We start from the raw sequence: 3887 nt of genomic DNA, 5'->3' as shown, positions 1-3887 counted from the left end.
GGTCGGCCGCCCGCCCACCCGGGGACGACCTGGACCGGCTGCTGGCCGCCGCGCTGCGCGCCGGTGCCACCCCGGCCCCGGCCCGGTCGGCGGTCCGGCTGCGCGGCGACCGGGCCGCCGACCGCACCGTGGACGTCATCGAAGTACGCACCGCCGGCACGACGCTGCGCTACTGGCTCGACCGGGCCGGGCTGCTCCGCCGGCTGGAGCTGCGGACCGGACGGGGGGTCTGGGCGCAGCTCGACCTCAACCCGGGCCCGGTGCCGGCGCTGCCCGGCGCCCGGCCACGCCCCGCGAAGCCGGGACGCCGGTGAGCACGCTCAGGGCCGCCAGCCGGTCTGGGCCGCCCACTCCTCGGCGCGCAGGTGCTCCTCGTCGAACCAGGGGTCCTTCAACGTCCCGTACGTGGCGCTGTCCGGGGCGGCGGCCACCAACTCCCGCTTGACCTGCAGGTAAGCGGCCCGCTGGGCGGGGTCGGCGCGGAGATGGTCGCGCATCAGCAGCGCGTACCGCCAGCCGGGCGAGCCGGCGACGCGCAGGTGCAGGTGGACCGGCCGGGCCGGGTCGGCGCTGCCGTGCAACCGCTTCTCCCAGCGGGCGCTGCCCGCCGGGCGCGGGTTGTCCCACCAGTCGCCGGGCAGCCGGGGGAAGCCGGCGTCGGCGAGCCGCTCGGCCAGCGGCCCGTCGGCCTCCGCCAGCGACGACACGGTGAGCTGGATGTCGATGACGTCCTTCGCGGCCAGCCCGGGCACCGCGGTGGAGCCGATGTGGTCCACCCGAACGTCCGCGCCGGCGGCGTGCCGGATCCGGGCGGCCAGCCGGGCGTACTGCTGCGGCCAGGTCGGGTCGGGTTCGGTGAGCACCAGCCGCTCGGGCCGGACCGCACGGCGCTCGCGGACGTTGCGCTCGTACGGCACCAGCCGCTCGTGCCAGAGCGCGTCCACCGCCGCGTGCAGCTCGTCGAGGGTGCCGTCGTTGGTCAGCAGCGCGTCGGCCGCCGCCTGCCGGCGGGCGTCGTCCGCCTGCGCGGCGATCCGCCGCTCGGCCTCCGCGGGGTCCATGCCCCGGTCCCGGGCCAGCCGCGCCAGCCGGGTGGTCACCGCCGTCTGCACCACGACCACCAGGTGGTACGTCGGCGCGAGCCCCACCTCCACCAGCAGCGGCACGTCGTTCACCACGACGGCGTCCGGGGGCGCCCCGGCGGCCAGTTCGGCGGCGCGGGCGCGGACCCGGGGGTGGGTGATCGCCTCCAGCCGGCGGCGGGCGGCCTCGTCGTTGAAGACCAGCGCGCCGAGCGCGGCCCGGTCCAGCCCCCCGTCCGGGTCGAGCACCCGGTCGGAGAAGGCGGCGACGATCTCGGCCAACCCCTCGCTGCCCGGGGCGACCACCTCGCGCGCGATCCGGTCGGAGTCGACGAGCACGGCCCCGAGCGCGGTGAGCCGGTTCGCCACGGCGCTCTTGCCCGACCCGATCCCACCGGTCAAACCCACCTTCAGCACGCGATCAGTCAACCCGATCACCGCGCCGCTCGCCAAACCGGGCGGCCGCTCGACTCGCGCTGCCGCAACCCGGTGCCTCCCGCCCCGCGGACAGCACGGTCTGCCGCAGACCGAGTCGATCAAGGAGGGCCGGGCGGGCGGTCGACCGCGGGCCGGGGACACGCGAGGGCCCCGCCCCCGGGATCCGGTGAACCGGATCGCGGGGACGGGGCCCGTCGTGGTCGGCGACGCTCCGTCGCGGCGTCAGACGCGTTGAGCGGAAGTCGTCACGGGGTCACTTGCCGCCGGCGAGCTTCTCCCGCAGCGCGGCGAGCGCCTCGTCGGTGGCCAGGGTGCCGGCCGGCTCCTCGGCCTGACGGCTCGGAGCCGAGGTCGAGGTGGTGGTGCCGGAGACGGCCGGAGCCGGGTTGGCAGCGGCCTCGGCGTCGGCGGCCCGGGAGGACTGCACCTGCTTGGTGTGGGCCTCCCAGCGCTGACGAGCCTCGGCGTACTGGTTCTCCCAGGTCTCCCGCTGCTTGTCGTAGCCCTCGAGCCACTCGCCCGTCTCCGGGTCGAAGCCCTCCGGGTAGATGTAGTTGCCCTGCTCGTCGTAGGTCGCGGCCATGCCGTAGAGGGTCGGGTCGAAGTGCTCCTCGCCCTCGACGAAGCCCTCGTTGGCCTGCTTGAGCGACAGCGAGATCCGGCGACGCTCGAGGTCGATGTCGATGACCTTGACCATGACCTCGGAGCCGACCTGGACGACCTGCTCCGGGATCTCCACGTGGCGCTCGGCCAGCTCGGAGATGTGGACCAGGCCCTCGATGCCGTCGTCCACCCGGACGAACGCGCCGAACGGCACGAGCTTGGTGACCTTACCCGGCACGATCTGCTGGATCGCGTGGGTGCGGGCGAACTGACGCCACGGGTCCTCCTGGGTCGCCTTCAGCGACAGCGAGACCCGCTCGCGGTCCAGGTCGACGTCCAGGACCTCGACCTCGACCTCCTGGCCCACCTCGACGACCTCGGACGGGTGGTCGATGTGCTTCCAGGACAGCTCGGAGACGTGCACCAGGCCGTCCACGCCGCCCAGGTCGACGAACGCGCCGAAGTTGACGATCGAAGAGACGACGCCCTTGCGGACCTGGCCCTTCTGCAGCTTGTTGAGGAACTCGGTGCGCACCTCGGACTGCGTCTGCTCCAGCCACGCCCGGCGGGACAGGACCACGTTGTTGCGGTTCTTGTCCAGCTCGATGATCTTGGCCTCGAGCTCGCGCCCGACGTACGGCTGCAGGTCGCGCACGCGCCGCATCTCGACGAGCGAGGCGGGCAGGAAGCCGCGCAGGCCGATGTCGAGGATGAGACCACCCTTGACGACCTCGATGACCGAGCCGCGGACGACCCCGTCCTCGTCCTTGATCTTCTCGATCGTGCCCCAGGCCCGCTCGTACTGCGCCCGCTTCTTGGAGAGGATCAGGCGACCCTCCTTGTCCTCCTTCTGGAGGACCAGGGCCTCGATGTGGTCACCGACCGAGACGACCTCGGCGGGGTCCACGTCGTGCTTGATCGACAGCTCCCGAGAGGGGATCACGCCCTCGGTCTTGTAGCCGATGTCGAGCAGGACCTCGTCCCGGTCGACCTTGACGACGGTGCCTTCGACAATGTCGCCGTCGTTGAAGTACTTGATGGTCTCGTCGATCGCGGCGAGGAAAGCTTCCTCGGAGCCGAGGTCGTCGTGGGTGACCTTGTTGGCGCTCGAGGTGGCCTCGATGCTGCTCGTCATGTGGGCGGTTGCTCCGGTCGGATGGGTGTCACAGCGGGCATGGGTGTCGCGGTGACTCTTCCGCGCCAACGGATCCGTCGCCGGGCACACCGAACGATCGACGCGAGAAGATCATTAGTGGCTCCGGTGACCGCGCACCTGCTCCCTGCCGAGGCACACGATCCGCGAGCGCATCGTCTAGCCTACCCGCTGCATTACCACAGCGTGCAAGCCCTCCCAGGTCTCCGCCGACTCGTCAGCTGCGAAAGCGGAGATTTCGCGCGGTAAGGGGCCACCACGTGTCTCGTCCGTCACATCGGTCCCTCCCGCCACAGCTGCGCGGCGGGCCGGGGCGGGGTCGCGCGGCCGGTGGCCCTAGCGTGAGCGGATGACCGACGACAGGGTGACCCGACGCCGGGTCGGCGCCGCCGAGATCCGCCGGGCCAACCGCGGCTGGTGGGACGCCGACGCGGACGACTACCAGGCCGAGCACGGCGCGTTCCTGGGCGACACCGACTTCGTCTGGTGCCCCGAGGGGTTGCGCGAGGCCGACGCCGGGCTGCTCGGCGACGTCACCGGCCGTCGGATCCTCGAACTGGGCTGCGGCGCCGCGGCCGCAGCCCGGTGGCTGGCCACCCGGGGCGCCCACC

Annotated in this window: 2 protein-coding genes and 2 pseudogenes; 2 read left to right on the top strand and 2 right to left on the bottom strand. The window is 73.0% G+C overall.

Annotated elements, in window-relative coordinates; translation table 11 throughout:
• A pseudogene (locus tag ACWEVO_RS32120) lies at positions 1–314 on the top strand (hypothetical protein); the annotation flags it as partial.
• A gap of 6 nt (positions 315–320) precedes the next feature.
• Here ACWEVO_RS32120 and coaE read toward each other — a convergent pair.
• Entirely contained in the window at positions 321–1499 is a 1179-nt protein-coding gene (coaE, locus tag ACWEVO_RS32115; RefSeq protein WP_452311202.1) for a dephospho-CoA kinase, read from the bottom strand.
• Positions 1500–1773: 274 nt separating this feature from the next.
• Positions 1774–3258 (bottom strand): 30S ribosomal protein S1, encoded by a 1485-nt coding sequence (gene rpsA, locus ACWEVO_RS32110; protein ID WP_452311201.1) that lies wholly within the window; start codon positions 3256–3258, stop codon positions 1774–1776.
• A gap of 367 nt (positions 3259–3625) precedes the next feature.
• Between rpsA and ACWEVO_RS32105 the strand changes: the two are divergent.
• Positions 3626–3887 (top strand): annotated as a pseudogene (locus ACWEVO_RS32105) (SAM-dependent methyltransferase); the annotation flags it as partial.

Source organism: Micromonospora sp. NPDC003776 (assembly GCF_053605645.1).
Note: the sequence above shows the minus strand (reverse complement) of the source record. Positions and strands in the feature narration are given on the sequence as shown.

What these genes read in the sequence shown, in the direction of transcription:
- rpsA (WP_452311201.1), bottom strand. Translation starts at nt 3,258, where the DNA reads ATGACGAGCAGCATCGAGGCCACCTCGAGCGCCAACAAGGTCACCCAC.